The organism is Streptomyces lacaronensis (assembly GCF_047337785.1).
Taxonomy (GTDB): Bacteria; Actinomycetota; Actinomycetes; order Streptomycetales; family Streptomycetaceae; genus Streptomyces; species Streptomyces lycopersici.
Window position 1 is genome coordinate 1,128,511 of record NZ_JBLHDK010000003.1, and the last position, 22,211, is coordinate 1,150,721.

21 protein-coding genes are annotated in these 22,211 nt (G+C 70.5%); 7 read left to right on the forward strand and 14 right to left on the reverse strand.

The window, feature by feature from the left end; genetic code table 11:
- Positions 1-27: 27 nt before the first annotated feature.
- Together ACMTAK_RS05860 and ACMTAK_RS05865 are read right to left on the reverse strand one after the other, a co-directional pair.
- Positions 28-1,137: a Gfo/Idh/MocA family protein gene (locus ACMTAK_RS05860; RefSeq protein WP_413805166.1), complete on the reverse strand. Its 1,110-nt coding sequence runs from the start codon at positions 1,135-1,137 to the stop codon at positions 28-30.
- A gap of 39 nt (positions 1,138-1,176) precedes the next feature.
- Entirely contained in the window at positions 1,177-1,341 is a 165-nt protein-coding gene (locus ACMTAK_RS05865) for a hypothetical protein (RefSeq protein WP_413805167.1), read from the reverse strand.
- Positions 1,342-2,073: 732 nt separating this feature from the next.
- Between ACMTAK_RS05865 and ACMTAK_RS05870 the strand changes: the two genes are divergently transcribed.
- Positions 2,074-3,309: an ROK family transcriptional regulator gene (locus ACMTAK_RS05870; RefSeq protein WP_413805168.1), complete on the forward strand. Its 1,236-nt coding sequence runs from the start codon at positions 2,074-2,076 to the stop codon at positions 3,307-3,309.
- Between the two features lie 51 nt (positions 3,310-3,360).
- On the opposite strand, the gene ACMTAK_RS05875 is transcribed toward ACMTAK_RS05870, so the two are convergent.
- Positions 3,361-4,815 (reverse strand): glyceraldehyde-3-phosphate dehydrogenase, encoded by a 1,455-nt coding sequence (locus ACMTAK_RS05875; RefSeq protein ID WP_413805169.1) that lies wholly within the window; start codon positions 4,813-4,815, stop codon positions 3,361-3,363.
- A 445-nt stretch (positions 4,816-5,260) separates the two neighbouring features.
- On the opposite strand from ACMTAK_RS05875, the gene asnB reads away from it, so the two are divergent.
- The gene (gene asnB / locus ACMTAK_RS05880) at positions 5,261-7,093 is read left to right on the forward strand and encodes an asparagine synthase (glutamine-hydrolyzing) (RefSeq protein ID WP_413812809.1); all 1,833 of its coding nucleotides are present in this window, start codon (positions 5,261-5,263) and stop codon (positions 7,091-7,093) included.
- A gap of 36 nt (positions 7,094-7,129) precedes the next feature.
- Here asnB and ACMTAK_RS05885 read toward each other — a convergent pair whose 3' ends face one another.
- Positions 7,130-7,825, reverse strand: coding sequence for a TetR/AcrR family transcriptional regulator (locus ACMTAK_RS05885; protein ID WP_413805170.1), 696 nt, complete (start codon positions 7,823-7,825; stop codon positions 7,130-7,132).
- Between the two features lie 172 nt (positions 7,826-7,997).
- On the opposite strand from ACMTAK_RS05885, the gene ACMTAK_RS05890 reads away from it, so the two are divergent.
- From ACMTAK_RS05890 to ACMTAK_RS05900, 3 genes are read left to right on the forward strand one after another with little or no spacing between them, the layout of a single operon-like run.
- The gene (locus tag ACMTAK_RS05890) at positions 7,998-8,627 is read left to right on the forward strand and encodes an MSMEG_1061 family FMN-dependent PPOX-type flavoprotein (RefSeq protein WP_413805171.1); all 630 of its coding nucleotides are present in this window, start codon (positions 7,998-8,000) and stop codon (positions 8,625-8,627) included.
- Positions 8,628-8,650: 23 nt separating this feature from the next.
- A complete protein-coding gene (locus ACMTAK_RS05895) occupies positions 8,651-9,559 on the forward strand; it encodes a PDR/VanB family oxidoreductase (RefSeq protein WP_413805172.1) in 909 nt (302 codons plus the stop codon).
- Between the two features lie 40 nt (positions 9,560-9,599).
- Positions 9,600-10,403 carry a siderophore-interacting protein gene (locus tag ACMTAK_RS05900; RefSeq protein WP_413805173.1) on the forward strand — a complete coding sequence of 268 codons (804 nt, stop codon included), beginning with the start codon at positions 9,600-9,602 and terminating at the stop codon, positions 10,401-10,403.
- A gap of 2 nt (positions 10,404-10,405) precedes the next feature.
- Here ACMTAK_RS05900 and ACMTAK_RS05905 read toward each other — a convergent pair whose 3' ends face one another.
- The 3 genes from ACMTAK_RS05905 to ACMTAK_RS05915 all read right to left on the reverse strand — a co-directional run bounded on the left by ACMTAK_RS05905 (position 10,406) and on the right by ACMTAK_RS05915 (position 12,309).
- The gene (locus ACMTAK_RS05905; protein ID WP_413805174.1) at positions 10,406-11,008 is read right to left on the reverse strand and encodes a DJ-1/PfpI family protein; all 603 of its coding nucleotides are present in this window, start codon (positions 11,006-11,008) and stop codon (positions 10,406-10,408) included.
- A 113-nt stretch (positions 11,009-11,121) separates the two neighbouring features.
- The gene (locus tag ACMTAK_RS05910; protein WP_413805175.1) at positions 11,122-11,544 is read right to left on the reverse strand and encodes a tautomerase family protein; all 423 of its coding nucleotides are present in this window, start codon (positions 11,542-11,544) and stop codon (positions 11,122-11,124) included.
- A 63-nt stretch (positions 11,545-11,607) separates the two neighbouring features.
- Positions 11,608-12,309 (reverse strand): SDR family oxidoreductase, encoded by a 702-nt coding sequence (locus ACMTAK_RS05915; protein ID WP_413805176.1) that lies wholly within the window; start codon positions 12,307-12,309, stop codon positions 11,608-11,610.
- 191 nt (positions 12,310-12,500) lie between these two features.
- Between ACMTAK_RS05915 and ACMTAK_RS05920 the strand changes: the two genes are divergently transcribed.
- Positions 12,501-13,130, forward strand: coding sequence for a TetR/AcrR family transcriptional regulator (locus tag ACMTAK_RS05920; protein ID WP_413805177.1), 630 nt, complete (start codon positions 12,501-12,503; stop codon positions 13,128-13,130).
- Between the two features lie 67 nt (positions 13,131-13,197).
- On the opposite strand, the gene ACMTAK_RS05925 is transcribed toward ACMTAK_RS05920, so the two are convergent.
- The 5 genes from ACMTAK_RS05925 to ACMTAK_RS05945 all read right to left on the reverse strand — a co-directional run bounded on the left by ACMTAK_RS05925 (position 13,198) and on the right by ACMTAK_RS05945 (position 18,559).
- Entirely contained in the window at positions 13,198-14,208 is a 1,011-nt protein-coding gene (locus tag ACMTAK_RS05925) for a PfkB family carbohydrate kinase (protein ID WP_413805178.1), read from the reverse strand.
- Complete coding sequence (locus ACMTAK_RS05930; protein ID WP_413805179.1) at positions 14,205-15,698, reverse strand: purine-cytosine permease family protein; 1,494 nt, start codon at positions 15,696-15,698, stop codon at positions 14,205-14,207. Before ACMTAK_RS05930 ends, ACMTAK_RS05925 begins: the two co-directional genes overlap by 4 nt.
- Positions 15,699-15,759: 61 nt before the next feature.
- Positions 15,760-16,767 carry an ADP-ribosylglycohydrolase family protein gene (locus tag ACMTAK_RS05935; RefSeq protein ID WP_413805180.1) on the reverse strand — a complete coding sequence of 336 codons (1,008 nt, stop codon included), beginning with the start codon at positions 16,765-16,767 and terminating at the stop codon, positions 15,760-15,762.
- Between the two features lie 74 nt (positions 16,768-16,841).
- Positions 16,842-17,609 (reverse strand): GntR family transcriptional regulator, encoded by a 768-nt coding sequence (locus ACMTAK_RS05940; protein WP_413805181.1) that lies wholly within the window; start codon positions 17,607-17,609, stop codon positions 16,842-16,844.
- Between the two features lie 215 nt (positions 17,610-17,824).
- Entirely contained in the window at positions 17,825-18,559 is a 735-nt protein-coding gene (locus ACMTAK_RS05945) for an alpha/beta fold hydrolase (RefSeq protein WP_413805182.1), read from the reverse strand.
- 64 nt (positions 18,560-18,623) lie between these two features.
- On the opposite strand from ACMTAK_RS05945, the gene ACMTAK_RS05950 reads away from it, so the two are divergent.
- Positions 18,624-19,670, forward strand: a complete 1,047-nt coding sequence (locus ACMTAK_RS05950; RefSeq protein ID WP_413805183.1) for a helix-turn-helix transcriptional regulator — start codon at positions 18,624-18,626, stop codon at positions 19,668-19,670.
- Positions 19,671-19,713: 43 nt separating this feature from the next.
- Here ACMTAK_RS05950 and ACMTAK_RS05955 read toward each other — a convergent pair whose 3' ends face one another.
- Together ACMTAK_RS05955 and ACMTAK_RS05960 are read right to left on the reverse strand one after the other, a co-directional pair.
- Positions 19,714-20,676, reverse strand: coding sequence for a pyridoxal-phosphate dependent enzyme (locus ACMTAK_RS05955; RefSeq protein ID WP_413812810.1), 963 nt, complete (start codon positions 20,674-20,676; stop codon positions 19,714-19,716).
- Between the two features lie 445 nt (positions 20,677-21,121).
- Positions 21,122-22,171, reverse strand: coding sequence for a 2-hydroxyacid dehydrogenase (locus ACMTAK_RS05960; RefSeq protein ID WP_413805184.1), 1,050 nt, complete (start codon positions 22,169-22,171; stop codon positions 21,122-21,124).
- Between the last annotated feature and the right edge of the window lie 40 nt (positions 22,172-22,211).

The window sequence follows — 22,211 nt, forward strand, 5'->3', positions numbered from 1 at the left end:
CGGCTGTGGCGCGGTCGTGGGGCGGGGTCAGTGGGCGGTGCGCGGCTGGGGGCGTTCGCAGCCGCTCCCGATCGCGACGACCCGGTTCTCCCGCTGCGCGGTCTCGAAGGCGGCCAGCACCTCGAGGGTGTGGAAGGCGAATTGCGGATTGGCGCGGTGCGGGCCGCCGTGGATGGCGCCCGCGAGGTCGTGTACGCCGAGGCCCCGGCGGTGCTGCTCGGGGGTGTTCACGGCACCGAAGAGTGCGGTGACCGGGGTGAGCACCTCCCAGTCGTCGTCGTGGTGGCGCCTGAGCCGGACATCGCCGTCGAAGCAGTTGGGGTTGGGCAGCGAGAGGGTGCCCTCGGTGCCGTAGATCTCCATGCGGGGCAGTTCGGTGTCCCAGACGTCAAAGCTCATCAGGGTGGTGCCGATGGCTCCGGAGGCGAAGGTCAGCACGGCCGAGGCGTGTGTGGGGACCTCGACGGTGATCTCGTCGACCACCCGCTCGGGGCTGGTGACCTCGCGGGTCTTCGCGCCGATGCGGGTGGCGGCGGACACCTGCCGGACGGGGCCGAGGCAGTTGACGAGCGCGGCCAGGTAGTAGGGGCCCATGTCGAGTACGGGCCCGCCGCCCGGCCCGTAGAAGGCCCGGGGGTCCGGGTGCCAGGTCTCGGACCTGCTGGACCGCACGAAGGCGGTGGCGCCGACGGGTTCGCCGATCAGGCCGGTGTCGATCGCGTGCCGGGCGGTCTGCACGGCGCTGCCGAGGAAGGTGTCCGGGGCCGAGCCCAGGAGCCTCCCACTGCGCTCGGCGGCGTCGAGGACCTCGCGGGCCTCCTCGACGGTGGCGGCGAGCGGCTTCTCGACGTAGACGTGCTTGCCCGCCTCCAGCGCGGCGATGATGGTCTTCGCGTGGAAAGCCGGCGGGGTGATGTTGATGACGATCTCTACGGCGTCGTCGTCGAGCAGTTCGCCGGGGTCGCCCCAGGCCGGTATGGCGTACTCGGACGCGGCCCGCCGCGCGCGGGCCGCGTCGACGTCGGCCACCCGGATCACGTCGAGTTCCGGAAAGGTGCGCAGTCCTTCGACATAGCGGCCGAAGATGTTGCCCGCGCCCAGGATCCCGATGCGGTGGCGTGTTTGTTGCTGAACCATGAGTCTCCTGCTGTCGTGATGGGGAATGTCGAGCGGCGATCAGGCGACGATCAAAGGCCGAAGTGTCCGGTGGGCGATCTCGAGGCCGGTCTTGACCTTCTCGCCGGTGTCCCACGGGTCCTCCCGCCGGACCGCCTTGCCGAAGACCCCGTAGCGGTCGATCGCTCCGGGCAGGATCTGGAGGTCCTTGGCCTGGGCGTGCACGATCGGGACGTCGGACGCCGTCCGCTCCGGTGGGCAGCCCCTCGCGCGCTTCGCCGCGGATCGCCGCGCAGGCGTCGTCGACAAAGGAGTGGAAGCAGCCGGCGTAGCCCTGGCCGTGGCCGGCGGGCACACGGGAGAGCCGACGCTGATCGGCCGATCCGTGGCCGGGATCGCGGAACAGCACCCTCGCCCCGTCCGGTGCGCCGAGCCATACGGTCCCGGGGTTCTCCCGGTCGAAGACCGCGCTGCCCCGCGCACCGTCGAGCTCGAACCACAGCCGGTTCTTGCGGCCCGCCGGACGAGCGGGTGGCAGCGGTAGACGAAGGGGGCCGCGAGCACCAGTCCCGCGTCCTCCGCCAGGCGCGTCAGCCGTTCCGCGTCGGCGGTCGCGGTGGCGAGCGGCCTCTCGAAGAGTCGGGGATCGCGACCCCGTGCACGGCACCGATCATCCCTGCGCCGGAAACCACCGCTCGAAGCGAACCACTCATCTGACGCACCCTCCGACGTCCAACCGCCGATCGCGGTCCGACGCCGCGCTGCGCATCACCCTGGTTTAGTTCAGAGAGCAAGCACAAGACCGCATATTTAATTTTTTTCAAGGCCTAAAAATAGCCAATCTCCCATGGCCGGTCTCGTCAAAGACCCTTGATCACCTGCCCTGATGGGTTCATGGGCAGTGTCTGAAGAAAGAAGCATTGACGGCCCGAAGGGGACAACATTACGATCAAAGGAATGCATAAAGACGACGGCTACGCGGAGGAATCAAACGCCTCCGCATCGGTTCCCCTCGCGCTGCGCCGGGTGCTGGGACTCGTGGTCTCCGGGGAGGCGACCAACCGCGCGGAACTCGCGCGGCGCAGCGGCCTGGCCCGGTCGACCGTGGGCCAGCAGGTGGAGAACCTCGTCGGCAACGGCATCCTCCAGGAAGTCGAGTCCAGACGGTCCGTCCGCGGCCGGCCTCCCCGGGTGCTGACGATCAGCCCGCGGGCCGGAACCGTCGTCGCCGTGGACATCGACACCGCCGCCTCCCAGGTGGCCATCGCCGACCTCAGCAGACGGCCGATCGCACAGGACACGGTCGACGTCCGGATCGACGCGGGCCCGCAGACCGTGCTGGACGCGGTGTCCGAACGGTTGCGACAGCTGCTGGAAAAGCACGACCGCGATCCTGGCCGGGTGCGTGAGGTGGTCGTCGGCCTCCCCGGCCCGGTGGACTTCCAGCAGGGTTGCGCGGTGCAGCCCACCGGCATGCCCGGCTGGGACGGCTACCCCGTCGCCGACCACCTCCGGGAGCGCTTCCGCGCCCCGGTCGTGGTGGACAACGACGTCAATCTGATGGCACTGGGGGAGGCCGAACAGGGCGGGGCGGAGACCCCTCTGCTCTGCATCAAGATCGCAAGCGGTATCGGGGCCGGTCTCATCACCGCGGGCGGGGATGTGTACCGCGGCGCCGACGGCGCCGCCGGCGACATCGGCCACACCCGCGCCGTCGGCGGAAGCAACGTCCTGTGCGTCTGCGGCAACGTCGGCTGCGTCGGAGCGATCGCCTCCCACCGCGCCGTCCTGCGCGGCCTCGGCATCCCCGAGTCGACCGACGACGACCTTCTGCACGGCGCCCGTGTGCTCGCCCAGCGTGTCGCCGACAGCGACCCGGCCGCGCTGCACGCCGTGCGTCGGGCGGCCACGGAGATCGGCGAGGTGGTGGCCGTGCTGGTCCATATGTTCAATCCGCGCAGCATCATCCTGGCCGGTCCGTTGAGCGAACTCCGCGACGACCTGGTCTCCGCCGTACGAGCCGTCGTGTACCAGCGCGCCCTCCCCCTGGCCACCCGCAAACTGACCATCACCGCGACACAGCTCAAGGGCGGTTCCGGGCTCCACGGCGGCATCGCCCTCGCCACCCAGGACGTCTTCGGGCCGGCGGGCATCGTACGGCTGCTGGCCGACATGTCCGGAACGGGCGAGTAGGCGGACCGCTTCCGGACGGGTCCGGAAGCGGGACCGTTGTCATGGCGAGTGTCAGACCACCGGGGCCGGGTAGGTCGGGTACTCCACCCCGGAGACGTACTGGACGACGCGGATGACCTGGCAGGAGTAGCCGAACTCGTTGTCGTACCAGAGGTAGAGGATCGCGTTGTCGCCCTCGACCTTGGTGGCGCCCGCGTCGACGATCGAGGCATGGCGCGAACCGATGAAGTCGTTGGAGACCGCGTCGGGGGCGCTGATGAAGTCGATCTGGCGCTTGAGCGGCGAGGTCAGGGACACCTCGCGAAGATGGTCCAGGACCTCCTCACGGGTGGTCTCGCGCGCGAGCCGCAGATTGAGGATCGCGATCGAGACGTCCGGCACCGGAACGCGGATCGAGCTGCCGGTGATCTTCGCCTTGAGGTCGGGCAGGGCCTTCGCCACGGCGGAGGCGGCACCGGTCTCGGTGATGACCATGTTGAGCGGCGCGGAGCGGCCGCGGCGGTCGGACTTGTGGTAGTTGTCCAGCAGGTTCTGGTCGTTGGTGAACGAGTGGACGGTCTCCACGTGGCCGCGCAGCACGCCGTACTCGTCCGCCATCGCCTTCAGCGGCGGGACGATCGCGTTGGTGGTGCACGAGGCGCAGGACAGGATCCGCTCGTCCGGCTTGATCGTGTCGTGGTTGACGCCATGGACGACGTTGGGGACATCGCCCTTGCCCGGCGCGGTCAGCACCACCTTGTCGATACCGGGGCGCAGATGCCCGGACAGCCCCTCGCGGTCGCGCCACTTGCCGGTGTTGTCGATGAGGATGGCGTCCTTGATGCCGTACGCCGTGTAGTCCACCGACGCCGGGTCGTCGGCGTAGATCACCTTGATCTCGTTGCCATTGGCGATGATCTTGCCGTTCGCCTCGTCCACGGTGATCGTGCCCTGGAACTGGCCGTGGATGGAGTCGCGGCGCAGCAGCGAGGCCCGCTTGACGAGATCCTCACCGGCCCGTCCGCCGCTTCCGCGGACGACGATGGCCCGCAGCCGCAGCCCGTTGCCGGATCCGGCCTTCTCGATGAGCAGACGGGCGACCAGCCGCCCGATCCGTCCGAATCCGTAGAGGACGACATCGCGTCCCTCACGGCATTCGATCTTGTTGGCCCCGGTGGCCCCGGCGACGGCCTCGGCGGTGAACTCCTCCACGGAGAGACCGCGGTCATCGGCCCGGTGCGTCTCGGCGAGCAAGCCGATGTCGATCTGGGAGGGGCCGAGATCCAGTCCGGTGAGCGCCTGCAAGAACGGCAGGGTGTCGGTGACCGACAGCTCCGCACCGGCGATCTGACGGGCGAATCGGTGGGTCTTCAGGATGCTGACGACCGACTTGTTCACCAAGGAGCGGCTGTGCAGCAGGACCGTGACGTCCCGCTCCCGATGCAGCTTCCCGATGAGGGGGATCATCGACTCCGCGATCTCCTCGCGGTGCTTCCAGTTGGTGAACGAGTCCTCGTTGAGAGTCACAAGTTTATCTTTCGAGCTAGGTGGCGCTCATATGCTAGCTCCCCAGGTCATGGGGGGCGTCGGCGCCCCCGACCGGCCGCACCACGCGGGCCCTCGGCGCGGCTCCCACATGCTCAACCGGACGACACACAAGCTCATGGACCCCGCCACCGGCCAAGCGCCGCGACCCCTCACGAGGGCCGAGGCCGCCACGGCGCGGTTCCTTCTCTTTCGTATACCGCCGGTCATTCCTTGATGAATTACGAGGCGGATATCAGCCGTAAAATAGCGACTTAGTGGGCGTCGTTTTTCGGACAGCACTCATGACGAAACTTACCATTAACAGGAATTTACCAGTGAGAAATACCACTCTCCCGGAGATCAGCTCCCGGTGGCGATCCGCCTCCGGAGAGGTAGATGGTTTTCACAGGCAACCATCTCCCGCTGAGCGAAAGGGATGATCACTGTGTGCGGCATCACCGGCTGGGTCTCCTACCGTCGCGATCTGACCTCCCACCGCCAGGTCCTCGACACCATGACGGAGACGATGGCCTGCCGGGGCCCGGACGCGGCCGGAGCGTGGGTGACCGGCAGGGCGGCGCTCGGGCACCGGAGGCTGGCCGTCATCGACCTGCCCGGCGGGGCGCAGCCCATGGCCGTCGACACGTCCGACGGCCCCGTGAGCATGGTCTACTCCGGTGAGGCGTACAACTTCACCGAGCTGCGCGATGAACTGCGCCGCAGGGGCCACAGCTTCACCACCGACTCCGACACCGAGGTCGTCCTGCGCGGCTATGTCGAATGGGGCGAATCCCTCACCGAGAAGTTGAACGGCATGTACGCCTTCGCCATCTGGGACTCCCGTACCGAGAAGCTGGTGATGATCCGGGACCGGATGGGCATCAAGCCGTTCTACTACTACGAGACCGACGACGGCGTCCTCTTCGGATCCGAGCCCAAGGCCATCCTCGCCAATCCGCTCGCCGCCCCCGAGGTCGGCCTGGACGGGCTGCGGGAGATCTTCTCCTTCGCCAAGACCCCGGGCCATGCGATCTGGAAGGGCATGAAGGAGCTGCGCCCCGGCCACATCGCCGTCGTCGACCGCAATGGACTTCGCGAGCAGGCGTACTGGCGTCTGGAGGTCTCCGAGCACACCGATGACCAGGAGGCGACCGTCGCCCATGTGCGGGAGCTCCTGGAGGACATCATCGCCCGTCAGCTCGTCGCCGACGTGCCCCGCTGCACCTTGCTCTCCGGGGGGCTGGACTCCTCGGCGATGACCTCGCTCGCCGCCCGCAAGCTCGGCGAACACGGCGAGACCGTCCGCAGCTTCGCCGTGGACTTCCCCGGGCAGGCGGAGAACTTCCGCGCGATCGACGTGGCGCCCAGCGTCGACACGCCGTATGTGCACGCCGTGGCCGAGCATGTGAAATGCGACCACCGGGACATCGTGCTCGACGGCTCCGCCCTGTCCGACCCGGCCGTCAGGCAGGCGGCCATCGCGGCGAGGGATCTGCCCACCGGTCTCGGCGACCGGGACAACTCCCTCTACCTGCTGTTCAAGGCCGTTCGCGAACAGTCGACCGTGGCTCTGTCGGGCGAGTCGGCCGATGAGGTCTTCGGCGGCTACCCGTGGTTCCACGACGAGCGGCGCGAGGCCGACACCTTTCCGTGGCTCGCCGGAGGACTGACGCTCGGCGACACCAAGGACCTGCTGTCCCAGGACCTCACCGAGAAGCTCGACCTGGACACCTATCTGCACGACCACTACCTCAGCGCCCTGGACGAAGTCCCGCTCAAGGACGGCGAGACCGGCTTGGAGAAGCGCATGCGGCAGGTCTGCTATCTGCACCTCACCCGCATGGTCAACACCCTGCTCGACCGCAAGGACCGGATGAGCATGGCCGTCGGCCTGGAGGTCAGGGTGCCGTTCTGCGACCACCGCCTCGTCTCCTATGTCTTCAACACCCCCTGGTCGCTGAAGACATTCGACGGGCGGGAGAAGAGCATCCTGCGCGAGGCCACCCGCGATGTGCTCCCCGAGTCCGTGGCCAACCGTAAGAAGAGTGGTTACCCCGGCAGCTTCGACCCCGCCTATCTCGCCGCCATCAGGCGGCAGGCGGGCGACCTCATCACTTCCGGACACCCGGCCCTCGAACTGTGCCGCGCCGAGACGCTGAAGGAGGCGCTCGACGCACCGGCGGAGGTCATCACCACTCAGCAGCGCGCCACCATCGAACGCGCCCTCGACCTGGCGACATGGTTCGACCTGCGCAAGCCCATCATCACGATCGACTGACCCCCGGGTCCCGAGCAATTCACACGTCACAACACATCACGAGGGACGGGCACCCGGGCCACCGGGTGCCCGTCCCTCGTCCCGTGGCCGGTCAATCGCGCCGCCCCCGCCCGGTGCTGCCGTGAGGTAGCTGGTGATCATCGCGACGAGTTCGTTCTCCAGCCGCGTGGTGTCGATGGAGTCGGGCGCCGCGATGAGCTGGTGGACGACGAGCTCGACCGTGGACACCACGAGCCGGGCGGCGACGTAGGTGTCCTCGACCCGGACCTCGGGATGGCGCTCGAGCAACTCCTGGGTGTAGGCGACCCGCTCCCGCTCATGCCGGGCGATCTTCTCAAGCAACTCGGGCGACCGTGGCCCGTGTTCCATCATGACGCGGAGCAGCTGCGGGTCGTCCAGATGGTTCGCTATCACGGGGCGCGCGAACCCGCGGATGATCTCTTCCAGGGAGTCCGGTTCGTCCTCGTCCTGGCGGCTCCTGATGGCGACGCCCCCGGCGTCGAGGTGACGGATCAGCAACTCGGCCAGGATCGCGTCCTTGTTCGGATAGTACTGATACAGCGAGCCGATCGAGATCCGGGCGCGCTCGGCGATGCGATTGGTGGTCCCGGCGGCATAGCCGTACTCGGCGAAAATGTGAGCAGCGGCGGTGAGGATGCGCTGCCGGGTGAGCTCGGCCCGGACCTGGCGTGGCTGTTTACGTGGCTGAAGTCCGTGACGGCCGGTCGTCATGACACCTCCTGCACAGCGCCTGTGAAAGCGAGTGGCGCGAGACCTGAGTAATTGCTCACAATAGTGCCATGAACTGCGGCGGAGCGGTGAGCCACCGTCGTCGGCAGGGAGGCGGGAGGCGACCGGCACGGGCCCCGCGCCCTCCGCTCCGCCCCTCCCGGAAGGAGTCCTCATGACACAGACCAGCACACGCCCCCGGCGGTTGTCGCCGGCCGAGGTCCACGCTCTGCTCGGGGAGCCCGAAGCCATGACCAAGGCCAAGATCCAGGACCATATCGACGATTACTTCCGCCTCTTCATCGCGCACTCCCCCTTCCTGTCCATGGCCACGGCGGACGCGGAGGGCCGCGCCGACTGCTCCCCCCGTGGCGACTACCCGGGGTTCGTGAAGGTGCTCGACGACCGCACGCTGGCGATTCCCGACCGCCCCGGCAACAAGATCGCCGACTCCTTCCGCAACCTCGCCGAGAACGACGGGATCGGGCTGCTCTTCTTCATCCCCGGGCTGCGGGAGACCTTGCGGGTCAACGGCCGCGCCTACCCCACCGACGACCCCGATGTGCTCGCCCGGATGCAGACCGAGGCCAGGGATCCGGTGCTGGCGATCGTCGTCGAGGTGGCGGAGGCGTACTTCCACTGTGGCCGCGCGCTCATCCGCTCCCGGCTGTGGGATCCCGCGAGCCAGGCCCTCGCCGACGAGATCCCATCGGTCGGCGAGATCGCCGCCGCCCAATTCGGGATGGACATCGACCCGATGGCGCTCACCCACGCTCTCGAAGAGGGCTACCGGAAACTCTACTGACCACGGCACAAGGTGAATCAACGATGCAACAGACCGTCGTCGACCACATCGAGCAGGTCGCCGAAGACGTCGTCTCCCTCGTCCTGCGGGGCGCCACCGGCCCGCTGGCGCCCTGGGAACCGGGCGCCCATATCGACCTGGCGCTGCCGAACTGGCTGACCCGGCAGTACTCGCTGTGCGGAGACCCGGCGGACCGGGAGTCCTACCGCGTCGCCGTACGCCACGACCGCCTCAGCCGGGGTGGTTCGGAGTACATCCACCGGTTTCTGCGCCGGGGCCGCGCCCTCGATGTGTCGCTGCCCCGGAACCACTTCCCGCTGCTCGCCGCGCCCGAGTACCTCTTCCTCGCCGGCGGGATCGGCATCACCCCGATCCTGCCGATGCTGCGGGCGGCGGCCGCGTCGGACGTCCCGGCGTCGCTCGTATATCTGGGGCAGTCGGTGGCGTCCATGCCCTTCGTCGACGAACTGCGCTCCTCCTACGGCGATCGGGTGCGGATCGTCGCCACGCGACAGCAGGGCAGGCCGGACTTCGCCGCTCTGGCCTCCGCGCTGAGCCCCGGTGCCGTGGTGTACGCCTGCGGCCCCGGACCGATGCTCGCCGCGGCGGAGGACGCGTTCCCCTCGGGGCGGCTGTACGCGGAGCGGTTCCGCCCGGCGCCCAGGACGTTCGCCCCCAATACGGCGTTCGAGGCGGTGTGTGCCCGGTCGGGGCGGACGGTCCAGGTACCCGCCGACGAGTCGCTGCTGGACGCCCTGACCCACGCCGGATTCCGCGTGGCGTCCGGATGCCGCGAAGGCGTCTGCGGCAGCTGCGAAGTGGCCGTGCTCGACGGCGAGCCCGAGCACCGGGACGACATCGGCGCCCCCTCGGGCCGGATGTACGCCTGTGTGTCCCGCTCCCTGTCCCCGCGGCTCGTCGTGGACCTGTGACCAGGCGGCGAGCGGCCTCCAACTCAACGCGAGGAACGACATGTTGCCCAAGACGCGCACGCCCGAATCACGGCAAATGATCACGCTGGAGGTGCGCCGTAACACTCAACTGACACCCGCCTTCTCGACCATCACGCTCGGCGGACCCGAACTGGAGCATCTGAAGCCGATGGGCTTCGACCAGATGGTGCGGCTGTTCTTCCCCCGCGAAGGGCAGGACGGGCTGAGGATGCCGAAGCTCTCCAGTGATGCGTGGATGGCGGAATTGCTCCTCCTGCCGAAGTCACGCCGACCATGGGTGCGCAACTTCACCATCCGGCGCGCCCGGCCCGAACTCGGCGAGGTGGACATCGAGTTCGCCCTGCACGGCGACACCCCGGCCTCCATCTGGGCCCGGCGCGCCCGGCCCGGGGACCCGGCGGGCATCTTCGATATGGGCATGAGCTATCTGCCACCGGCCCATGCCGAATGGCAGCTGCTCGCCGGGGACGAGAGCGCCTTACCGGCGATCCTGGCCATCCTCGAGGACGCTCCGGCGTCACTGGTGGCGGAGGTCTTCCTGGAGGTGCCCGGGACCGCCGACATCCGTGACGACATCACCGCTCCCGAGGGGGTACGGGTGCGGTGGCTGGCCCGGGACGGCGGGGACACCCTGCCCGGCGCACTGGTCCTCGACGCGGTCCGGACGTCGTCCCTGCGACCGGGTCGGTTCTACACCTGGGTCGCCGGGGAGGCCGGACTGGCCACCGGGCTGCGCCGCCACTTGGTGCGCGACCGCGGCGTGCCGAAGCCGGACATCGCGTTCTTCGGCTACTGGCGGCACGGCCGCTCCAGTCCCGGCTGAGCTCACACCGGTGGCCGTGGGTCGTACTGGATGCCACGCCGCACCTGACGTGCGCGCTCCGGTGAGGCCAGCCTGGCGACCAGGTGAAGGGCCATGTCGATACCGGCCGAGACCCCCGCGGAGGTGATCAGGTCACCGTCGTCGACGAACCGCTCGTCGGGCCGTACGTCGATCGTCGGGTCGAGCTCGGCGAGCCGGTCCAGCGACGCCCAGTGTGTGGTGGCGGGCCGCCCGGCCAGCAGTCCGGCCGCCGCGTAGACCAGCGAGCCCGTGCACACGCTCGTCATCAGGGGCACGGATCGCCGCTGGGCCCGGACCCACTCCAGATGCCGGGCGTCCCCGAGCTGGGGCCGGGTCCCCTGGCCGCCGGGGTGCAGCAGCACATCCAGGGCGGGCAGGTCAGCCATCGCGTGACGGGCTGCGACGGTGAGCCCCTTCGCGCAGGTCACAGGGTTTCCATCGGCGGAGAAGCAGAACACCCGCCATCCATCCTCGGCGAAGTTGCGCGTCCAGTAGGACAGCACCTCCCATGGACCGATGGCGTCGAGCTCCTCCACGTCCGGGAACAGCAGGATTCCGATCTTCCGCGTGTCTTCCTGGGCCATACCGCGATCCAATCAGACCCTTCCCCGCCCGGCCACGAATTTCACGGGGAGGAGGCGAGGCCGCCGATCGATGTCGGCGGCCTCGCGCTGCCGCGGCGCGGTCGCGGTCGCGGTCAGTACGCCACCGGACGGTTCTCCCGCGCCCAGAGCTGTTCGGCTTCGCTGCGCGAGGGAGGGGGCCACATCCCGTCGATCATCCAGAGATCCCGGGGCGTCTCGTCGACGTGGAACTCGCAGTGCAGCCCGCGATCCCGGGTGTGAGGGGCCAGCAGGCGGTTGAGTCCCTCGGTGCCCTTCTTCCTCACCTCGGGGTCCGTCAAGTGGCGGGCGATGTGCTCGACCACGACCCGGACGGAGTTGTTCGACGGCTCCCCGCCCACCAGGAACGAGGACTCGGGAACCTCGTGGAAAAGAGTGACGACGTAGAACTTCGGCAGACCGACCCGGGTGTAGTACTCCGTGACGTCCGCGGCGAACTGCCGCTTCTGCTCCGCGGAGTAGGCGTCGACCGGATGGTAGACGTGCCACAGGGGCATTGCTCTCTCCTTGAGGACGAGTGAAGTCGAACGGTGGCGACGAGCGACGTCCGCGGCGGGCGGTCAGCCTCCGAGACGAACGGTGAGGCCCTCCACCGGCCCGGCGAGCGCCGCCTTCATCTGCCGGGTCACGGCGTCGACGAGCACCTCGTTGCCGCCGCTCTCGACGCCGTCCAGGACCGCCTCCACGACCTCGGCCGGGGAGATCTTCTGACTCGGTATCCCGGCGACCATGTCGGTGTCGGCGAGCCCGAGGTGCACCCCGACCACCTGGGTCCCCTGCTCCGCCAGCTCGATGCGGAGGGAGTTCGTGATCGACCACAGGGCGGCCTTCGAGGCGCCGTAGGCAGCCGCGCCGGCGCCCCAGGACAGCACGGAGTGCATGTCGACCAGCGCGCCGCCACCCCGCGCGGCGAGGACCGGGGCGAACGCACGGGCCACCCGGAGGGGCCCGAAGACATTCGTTTCGAACGTGGCCACCACGTCGGCCATGTCCGCCGTCAGCAGCGGCGAGGGCAGGAGCACTCCCGCGTTGTTGATGACGATGTCCACGTCCGTGGCCCGGTCGGCGAGCGCGGCGACCGCGTCCGCGTCGTTGACATCGAGGGAAACGGCCTCGACCCGCGGGTCCTCGCTGGGGCTGGGCTTTCGCGCCGTCGCGTAGACCTTCGCCGCTCCGCGCCGGAGCAGTGCCTCCACATACGCCTTGCCGATGCCACGTTGGCCTCCGGTCACCAGCACCACGGAACCATCGATCGCAACCATGTCGGACCTCCCTGTCGAACGTGTCGAATCGCGCGTACGAACCGGCGGGGACGGCGGCCCATGAGGCCGCGGCCCAGCGGCGCGCTAAAATAGATTATTAGCATCATCTAAAATGGACCGCAAATATCATCGACGCGGTACCGGCGTCCGGTACCCCAGTCCGGCACCACACGCAGAAGGAAGTACCGACCATGCCCCGAGCATCCCGAGCCGAGGCCGAACGCCACCGCGAGCAGGTGATCGCGGCCACCGCGAAGCTGGTGCGCACCCATGGCGCCGAGAAGGTGAGCGTGCCGCAGGCGATGGCGGCGGCAGGTCTGACCCACGGCGGCTTCTACCGCCACTTCGCCTCGAAGGACGACTTGGTCGCCCAGGCGTGCTCGGCCGCGTTCGCCGAACGCCTCGCCGACATGGAGGAACCCGCCGAGGGTGAGGACACGGGCGGCGCCCGGGCCGCGTTCCTGGCCAGCTATCTGTCCGCCCGGCACCGTGACAACCCCGGGCTGGGGTGCGCCGCCGCGGCGCTGGCGGTGGACGCCGCGCGGGCGGAGCCCGGTGACCCGCTCAAGGGGGCGTACACCGAGGGTGTGCGCAACCTGATCGGCGGGATGGAGCGCACCGCGAGGACGTCCGGCGACACGGCCGCCGACGAGGAGTCCGTTCTCGTCGAACTGTCCACCATGGTCGGGGCGTTGGTGCTGTCGCGGGCCTGCGCGGGCGACGATCTGTCGGACCGCATCCTGACCGCGGTGCGCGACCACGTCCTCGGCGCGTATGCGCACACCCCCGACGGGAAGGACGCGTCCGGCACCGCGGGGTGAAACGCGCTCGTGTCAGGGGTTCGGACTCACCCGGTGCCCGCCCTCCGAAGGCGGGCCCAGGCGCGGACTACCGTACGAGCACCGAGGACAGCCGCGCCGCGAGCGGCTCGCCGTCGAGGAAGTCCAGCAGTTCGCCGACGGTCGGTCCGGTGGCGGGGCCGTGGCGGGTGACCGCGAAGGCGGCCGCCGCGTTGGCACCCCGTACGGCGCCGCTCAGGTCCAGCCCGTGGCCGAGGAGGGCCAGGAGCGCTCCCGTATGGGCGTCGCCCGCGCCGTTGCTGTCGACGGCGGTCACCCGGTGGCCGGGGATGTGCGCGGGCTCGCCGCCGGGCGGGACCAGCCAGCAGCCGTCCGCGTCGGCCCGCAGCAGCACACCGGTGCGCGGGCCCAGCCGGGCGGCGAGCGCCGCCGCGGCCTCCCGGGCGTCGTCCCGGCCGGTCAGCAGCCGCCCCTCGCGCTGGTTGCAGCTGAGCCAGTCGCAGCGCGCCAGAACGGGCTCCAGCACCTCCTCCGGGATCTGGTCGGCCAGCGGGCCCGGGTCGAGGAAGACCCGGGTGTGCTCCGGCAGCCGTGCCACGAGCGAGGCCAGGACCGGGCCGTTCACCGGGTAGGCGAGCCCGTATCCGGAGATCTGCACCAGGTCGCCGGGGCGCAGCGCGGCGAGCACGGCCGCCGCGTGGGCCTCGGTCAGCCGGGCCTCGGCGCCGAGGCTGGTGGCGAAGGTGCGCTCGCCACCGCCGTCGACGAAGGCCACGCAGAATCCGGTGTCCTCCTCCGTGACCGGAGGCAACGGCACCTCGATGCCTTCGCGGGCGAGGTCCGCCCGGACCCGGTCGCCGAACGGCCCGGTGCCGTGGGCGCCCGCGTACACGGCGGGCAGGCCCAGGCGGCGGGCGGCGGTGAGGACGTTGAATCCGCCGCCCGTGGTGAGGGTGGTGTCCTGGGAGATGATGTCGCCGCCCCGCTCGGGCAGTGCGGGCACCCGCATCACCAGGTCGACGATGGCGTTGCCGAGCAGCACCAGCCGACCGCCCGTGGCCTCGCCACAGGCCCCGGGGACGCCGTCGTGGCCGGTCATGAGAGCTCCCGCGCGGCCGGGGCGGGCAGCACCTGCTGCTGGGGCGGCTGCGCGGACGCCTCCTCGCGGACGGTGCCGTCGAGCCGGCGCAGCAGGGCGTAGACGACGGCCGCGAGCACCAGGGTCACCACCCATCCCAGCCCGTTGGACCCGATCCAGCTGTGGGCTAGCGGCCCGGAGAACCACACGTCGGTGGCGCTGGTGCTGGCCTCGGTGAACAGCAGGCCCACCACGATGGCCACCGCCCAGGCGATCATCGCGGCCCAGGCGACCCCGCCCCGGAACCAGTAGCGGCTGGAGCGGCCGACGTCCATCAGGGCCGCGCCGTCGTAGGACCGGCGGAGTACCAGGTCGACCGCGAAGACGCCCACCCAGGCGTTGATGGGGACGGCGAGGAGGGTGAGGAAGGTGATGAACGGACCGTAGAAGTCCTTGGCGATCAGGATGAAGTAGATCCCGCCCGCGAAGGTGACGACCACGTCCAGGCCGACGGCGAGGGTGCGCCGGACCCGTATCCCCAGGGTGATCATGGTGAGCCCGGCCGAGTAGACGGACAGGTGGTTGGAGAGCAGCAGTCCGCCGAACGCGGCGATCAGATACGGGATGGACATCCACGACGGCAGCATCGTGTTGATCGCCGAGACGGGGTCGGAGGCGGAGGCCAGATCGGGTTCACCCGCCGCGAGGAGCGAGCCCAGCGAGATCAGCACCACCAGCGGGATACCGGCGCCGAAGGCGGAAGCGGCCACCAGCCTGCCGCCGGGAATCCGGCGGGGCAGGTAACGGGCGTAGTCGGCCCCGGTGTTGGCCCAGCCGATCCCGGTACCGGCGGCGATCATGCCGACGCCCACGACCATCGAACTCACCGGCCCGACCTGGGCGTGGAAGACCTTGCCCCAGTCCAGGGTGGTGGCGAGAAAGCCGATCACGACCAGGTTGAGCAGCCCGAAGACATAGCTGGCCCATCTGTTGATCCACATGATGGTGGCGTGGCCCAGGCCGCTGATCAGCAGGGTGCAGCCGATGAAGACCAGCAGGCACACCACGGTGAGGACGGTGTTCCGCCGGATGCCGAAGGCGGCGTCGAGCAGCGCCAGCAGGGCGAAGGCGGCCGTGGTGGTGTTGATGGTCTCCCAGCCGAGCCGGCTCATCCAGGTGACCAGCGTGGGCCCCGCGTTGCCACGGACCCCGAACACCGCGCGGGAGAGGGTGAGGGCGGGTGCTCCGCCCCGCTTCCCGGCGATGCTGAGGGCGCCCACCAGGGCGAAGGAGCCGAAGGACCCGAGGATGGCCACGACGGCCGCCTGCCAGATGTTCAGGCCGCGGAAGCTGACCAGCGCCGCGCCGAGCGGCAGGCCGAGGATGCTGATGTTCGCGGCGAACCAGGTCCAGAACATCTGGCTCGCGTGGCCGTGGCGCTCGGCGTCGGGAACCGGTTCGATGCCTCTGGTCTCCACGGAGCCGACGCGGTCGTTCTCTGAAGCCGCCATGGTCGTACCTGTCTTTCTGTCCGGGGGCGCTCCGGTGCGGATGTGGGGGCGGAGGTGTGTGTCATTCGGCCGTGTCGGCGCGCAGCGCGAGCAGGGCCTTGGCCAGCGGTTCCAGGGCGAGGTCGTTGACCGAGCGCAGGGTGGCGAGGGCGTCGGCGGGCAGGGCGGAGGCCCCGCTGACGGCGCCGGCCATGGCGCCGGCCATGGCGCCGATGGTGTCGCAGTCGCCGCCGAGGTTGGCCGCCAGCAGGCAGGCCCGCCATGGCTCGCCCTCGGCGAGGGCCAGTACGGCGAAGGCGGCGGGGACCGACTCCTGGCTGGCGACGCTGGTGCCGACCAGGTCGCAGACGCGGTCCAGGGCCTGCCGCTCGGGAGTTGCGCGGACCAGGTCCACGGCCCAGCCGATGCGGGCGGCGATATCGGCCCCGGCGACCCAGTGGCCGCGTTCGGCACCGGCCGCGGCCGCCGTGATCGCCGCACCGACGGCATCCTCCAGATTCCCGCCGCCGATGCCCCGGCTCACCGCGGCGGCCACGGCGGCCGCGGAGGCGATGCCTATGGAGGTGTCATGGGTGACCTGGCACGCCTCCGCGACCCGGTCGAGGAAGGGCTCCAGGGGCGTGTCGGGGAAGGCGACGCCGACGGGGGTGATCCGCATGGCCGCGCCGTTGGTGGCACCGGACTTGCCCGCCTCCTCCGGCGGTACGCCACGGGACACGGCCTCCAGTGCGGCCTTGGTGGAGGGGCCGAGCAGATCGAAGGAACCCTTGGCCTTCATGGCGCGCTCCCACTCCAGGAGCTCGTGCGCGAGCCGCAGCGGGTCGATCCGGCCGCCGGACCCGGTCAGCAGCCGGCCCACGATGACGGCCTGATCGGTGTCGTCCGTGACCGAACCGGCGGGCATTCCGGCGCTCACCGGGTTGTCCTCCGGGCCGGGTTCGAAATCGGTGACGGTGCCGAACCGGGCGACGATGGACCGCCGGGACATGATCTGGGTGGGCATACCGAGGGCATCGCCCATCGCCAGGCCGTAGAGGGCGCCGAGCGCGCGGTCGTGCTGGTGGTTCATTCGGACTTCCTGTCGGTCTTCCTGTCAGTGCGCGGAGGCGGTACGCCGGGTGCGGGCGGGCGCGGTGTGCGGTCTCATCGGGGCTGCTTCGTCGCGGATGCCCCGTCGCCATTGCCCAGGGCCGTCTCGTCGGGGCTCTCCCCGAAGCCGAGGTGCAGCTGGAAGCGGGCGGGGTCCAGGAGGCTGGTCACCCGCTCGACGATCCGGCCATCGGCACCGCGGCTGACCCGGCGGGTGTTGAGCCAGACCTCTCCCACCTGGCGGCGGAGCAGGGTCGCCTCGTCGGCGGCCAGTTGGCGCACGGACGCCCACTCGTCCCCGTGCGTGGCCCGGAGGCCGACCGCGGCGAGGGTCTTGGTCAGCGAGCCGTCGAGGAGCCCGCCGAGCGGGACATCGGCCAGGGCCGGGACCATCGGAACCCGGCTGCGCTCCAGCGCGACCGGAGTGCCCTCCGGCAGCACCCGCAACCGGTCGAGCGCCATGAACTCAACGCCCTCGATGCCGAGTTCACCGGCCAGCCGGGCGTCGCGCACCACTTCGAGACGGAGCACCTCGGTGGTGACCTGAGCGCCCTGGTCGGCCAGCGCCCTGGTCCACCCCAGCCGGTTGTCCAGCAGGCCGCCGTCGAAGGTGACGAACGAGCCGACACCCGCGTGGGTGGAGATCAGTCCCTGCTTGCTGAGCTCGTCCAGCGCCTGGCGGACGGTGGCCCTGCTGACCGCGAAGCGCCGGGTGAGCGCGTGTTCGCCTGGCAGCCTGCTGCCCGGCTCCAGGGCGCCGCTGTGGATCTCACGGGCCAGGACGCGGGCGATGCGCTGATGCTTGAGGACCTGTTTAGGCATGTCCGGGAGTTAGCCATACATGTTCAGTCCTGTCTAGAGTCGCAGGCACTCCAATCGGGAACTGATCACTCTTGGTCCGGAAACGCTGATGACAACGGGAACTGAGGGCGACGGGAACCGATGACAGCGGGAACGCCGATGACAGCGGGAAAGCTGATGGCGCGGTCCACTGCGCAGTGGACCGCGCCATCAGCGAGCGACAGCCGAGGGGCCCGTCAGGCCACGTCGTGCAGGATCGCCGCCAGCTCACCGGGCCGGTCGAACATCGGCCAGTGCCAGCCGGGCAGTTCCCAGTACGCCCAGCCCTCGGTCGCCATATGCCGGAAGGCCGGAACGACGCCGATCCGCGCCCGGACCTCTGCCACCGGGAAGCTGCACAGCACATGCAGCCGCGGCGGCTTCTCCCATGCCCCGGTCAGCCGGACCGGGGTGGTGGCGGTGGCCCACGGCTGCGGGGCGGACAGCCGCACCATCCGTTCGAGCGTGTCGTCCGGCAGCCCGGGTACCTCGGAGGCCAGCCGCCGCCACGGCGGGGGCGGCAGCCGCCAGCCCTCCCCCTCCGTACGAACCAGCTCGGCGTTGCGCGACCGCTCCTCCGGCGGGGTGAACTCCAGATGGGACATGCCATCCGGCAGCGGTCCGCTGTCGATGAACACCAGGCGGCTGATCCGGTCCGGCATCCGGTCCGCCACGCTCGGTACCACCACGGCACCGGCATAGCTGTGCCCGACCAGCACCACATCGTGCAGGTCCTCGTAGTGGATCAGGTTGAGCACATCGGTGACATGGGTCTCCAGGTCGGTGTCGGGCCGGGCGAGGTGTACCCGTTCGCCCATCCCGGTCAGGCTGAGGGAGTGGACATCGTGCCCACGGCCGCGCAGGTCATCCGCCACCGGGCGCCAGGCCCAGGCCCCGAGCCAGAACCCGGGAAGAAGTACGTAGGTCGCCATGGCTCGGACGCTAGAAGGGGTACCGGACAGGATCCGCCCGGTATTCGCGGAATACTTGATCGGTATGAACCGACCGACCGCCCGTGTGCTCGCCCTGCTGGAGATCCTCCAGGCCGGTGGCACCCGTACCGTCGCCGATCTGGCCGGCCGGCTCGGCGTGGACGAGCGCACCGTCCGCCGCTATGTCGGCCATCTGATCGACCTGGACGTCCCGGTCCGGTCGGTGCGCGGCCGCTACGGCGGCTACCGGCTCGCGCCCGGCTATCGGATGCCGCCGCTGATGCTCACCGACGAGGAGGCGCTGGCCGTGCTGCTCGGGCTGGTCGCCGGCCGCCGGGCCGGGCTGGTGACCACGTCCGTCGCGGCGGCGGAGAGCGCCGCCGCCAAGGTGCGCCGGGTGCTGCCCGAGGCGCTCGGCCGCCGCCTGGACGCGCTGCTGGCGACCGCCGACTTCACCGCCCCGGCCCGCCCCATGGCCATCCCGGAGACCAGTGTGCTGCTGATGCTCGCGGAGGCGGCGCGGGACCGCCGCCCCGTCGCCATCGGCTACACCGCCTGGAAGGGGCGGCGCAGCGAACGCACCGTGCATCCGTACGGGGTCGTCGCGCACTCCGGGCGCTGGTATGTGACGGGGGCGGACTCGGCCAGCGGCGAGGTGCGCACGTTCCGGCTGGACCGGATCGAGACGGCCTCGGTGCTATCGGGGTCGTTCGATGTGCCCGAGGGGTTCGACCCGGCCGCGCGGGTGCTGTCCGGGCTGGCCGGGGTGCCGTATCTGCACGAGGTGTCGCTCCGGGTCCGGGGCACCGTCGAGCAGGTCCGCCACCGGCTCCCGCCCGGGCTCGCCACCGTGCGGGAACTCCCGGCCGCCCCGGCGCGGGACGCCGCCGCTGCCCCCGGGCAGGGAGAGGGCAGCGCATGGGTGCGGGTCGAGCTGCGGGCCGAGCGGCTGGAGTGGGTGCCCTCCGTACTCGCCTGGCTGGACCTCCCGTTCGTGATCGAGCATCCGGAGGCCCTGCGCGACCATGTGCGCGCCCTGGCCCGCCGACTCGCCACGTGCGCCGACGCGGTCGCCGATGCCACCGAGGGAGCGGAGCCCCGCGCGGAGTGACCCCGGATCGTTCAGGCGCACCGCGGTCATGCCGGTGTGACACTCAGCGGCGGGGCCACCGTACGGCGGTGTCGGCCACGGCGGAACGCGCCCGCTCCAGCGTCTCGGCGTGCCCGAACAGGCCCGGCAGCCCTCCCGTGTGCACGAAGACCGTGCGCTGCCCGGGGCGCACTTGGCCGTCGTGGACGGCCGCGATGAGACCGGCCAGGGCACGACCGGTGTAGATGGGGTCGAGGACGATGCCTTCGGTGCGTGCCGCCGTGGTGATGGCGTCCATGACCGGTTCGGTGAGCGCGGAGTAGCCGGGCCCGACCTGATCGAGGCGCAGCCGCAGGGATGTGGCCGCGGGCTGTCCGGCCAGTCCCTCGACCAGGTGGCCGACGGTGTGCCCGGGATCGGCGACGGCCCCGCAGTGCACCCCCAGCACCCGCTCGGCCCCGAGGGTGTGGACGAGACCGGCCATGGTGCCGCCCGATCCGACCGCCACGACCGCCGTGGTCAGCTCCGGGTCCTGCACCAGGAGTTCCGTCCCCGCCGCGGCATAGCCCTGGGCGCCCAGCACACTGGAGCCGCCGAAGGGGATCACCGCGGGCCGGGCGCCCCGCTCACGCAGGTCGCGGGCCACGTCCTGCACGGCCGCCGCGAGTTCCGCCTCGCTCACCTCGCCCGCCCATACGACGCGGGCGCCGAAGAGACCGTCGAGCGCGATGTTGCCGGTCATACCCTCGGTCGGCGCACCGGCGAGGACCAGGACCACGTCCATGCCCAGCCGGGCCCCGGCCGCGGCCGTCAGACGGGCGTGGTTGCTCTGCGCGGCCCCACTCGTCACCAGCGTGGTGGCGCCCTCGGCATGGGCGGCCCCGGCCGTCCACTCCAGCTTGCGGACCTTGTTGCCCCCGCCGCCGAGCCCGATCAGATCGTCACGCTTGATCCACAGATCATCGGGCTCCAGCCCGATGGCACGGGCCAGGCGCGGCGCGGCCTCCAGCGGTGTGGGCCGGCTCATCAACTCGGCCCGTGTGGTGCCCTGACGTTCTTCTGACACGATCGCCGCCTTCGCCTCACATATCGGGGCCGGGCTCGGCGTGGAGGGGTTGCGACAAGGCGGCCTCGGCCTGCCTGGTCTCCTCATCGGCGAGTACTTCCAGCCAGTCGTTCGCCAAGGCTTACATGGTCTGCTCGGCCACGTCGACCGCGGTGATCTTCGGTGCGTCTCCACTCGGACGCGCGCGAGTGGGGCGCGGGTCGCCGCCGCCCGAGTTCGGTGCAGCGGGCGCGCATCGCCTCGCTCGCGGCCGGACCCGCGGTGAACACGTACATCTCGCTGTCGTCGAGGCTTCGGCACCCAGCGGCTCGTGGGCGACTTCCCCGGCGGCACCGTCGACCTCCGCTATCGCTCCACGCCCCGTCAGGACCTGATCAGCCACCTCACCATCGCTCCCTGAGGCGCTTCAGACGCTCTCCGCCGCGGGGCCATCGGGCACGGCCCGCACCTGACCGGCGCGCACCACATTGCTGAGCGGGCTCCCCGTCTCCAGACGGTTGATGTTGGCCGCGATATCCGTGGCGCGAGCGGCGAACGTCTCCTCCGTGTGGCCCGAGTTGTGCGGTGTCATCACCACGTTGGACAGCGTGTGGAACGGCAGCCGACTCGGCGCGTGTGGTGGGCCGGCCCACCACACATCGAGGGCGGCCCCGGCGATGGTGCCGACCGACAGCGCCTCGTACAGCGCCTCCTCCTGCACGACCGGGCCACGGGCGACGTTGACCAGGAGGGACCGCGGGCCCATCGCGGCGAGTTCGGCCGGGCCGATCAGTCCGCGGGTCGCGGGGCTCAGCGGCACGGTCACCACGACGATGTCGGAGTCCGCCAGCAGTTCCGGGAGCCGGTCCGTGCCGCCCACCCAGTCGGGGCGCAGATCGTCGGGCAGCGGGGCCGATGGGTCGCGGCGCACGGCCCGTACGCCCAGGCCGACCGCCTGGCACAGCCGGCCGATCTCCCGCCCGGTCTCGCCGAAGCCGATGACGCCGACACGGCGGCCCCGCAGGGTGTCCCCGAAGGGGAGCGTGGCATCGACGGCCACGTTCCGCCAACGGCCGGCCCGCAGTTCCCGGTCGGCCGTGAGCACCCGCCGGGACAGCATCAGCACGCACATCAGGACGTGTTCGGCGATCGACGCGCCGTGGTGAAAGGTGTTCGCCACGGTCACATCGGGCCCCAGCGCCTCCAGGGGGATGCCGTCGTAGCCCGCGCCGACGACATGGACGAGGCGGAGGCGCTGGGCCCGGCGCGCGTGGTCCTCGCTGAGCTGTGAGCCCACGTACACATCGACGGAGGCGATGGCGTCGGCGATCCGCGCCGCGTCCCAGTCGCAGACGTCCAGCCACTCGTGCCGGTCCTCGGTCCGCGCTCGCAGCCGCTCGCCGAACCTGCTCAGAATCCGGTGGTTGAGCATGATGCGCATGCCCCGGTCACCACCGGGGGTAGCCGTCCTGGCCATGACCACCGTCCTCATATATAGGCGCCGTCTTCATTTGTGC